The sequence below is a fragment of the Chromohalobacter sp. HP20-39 genome (assembly GCF_033052815.1).
In the GTDB taxonomy this organism is placed as follows: domain Bacteria; phylum Pseudomonadota; class Gammaproteobacteria; order Pseudomonadales; family Halomonadaceae; genus Chromohalobacter.
Genome location: NZ_JAWHTP010001179.1, coordinates 1 through 235 on the forward strand (window position 1 = coordinate 1; position 235 = coordinate 235).

At 54.9% G+C, this 235-nt stretch carries 1 protein-coding gene; it reads left to right on the forward strand.

Features of this window, described 5'->3' with window-relative positions; genetic code table 11:
- A partial coding sequence (locus RVY79_RS21615) for a hypothetical protein (protein ID WP_317466673.1) occupies positions 1 to 235 on the forward strand: 235 nt, incomplete at both ends.

Below are 235 nucleotides of genomic sequence, written 5' to 3' on the forward strand. Positions count from 1 at the left end.
TGGGGCCAGGGAGCCCAACGGCATTTTGAATGCTGGCACCAGAATTTGGGGAGGCGAGAACAACGATTGCCGCATTAGTGAGTTGAACGATCTGTCGAATTCCCGAGAGCGTTGGACCTTTAATCGTTCCGTCTTCGTTCAAATGGGCATAGACGAAAAGTATCTCGGCACTCGGTATCTGATGGGCAGGAACGACCCGGGATCGGGCAAAGAGTGGAGACAGGGCCGCCGCATC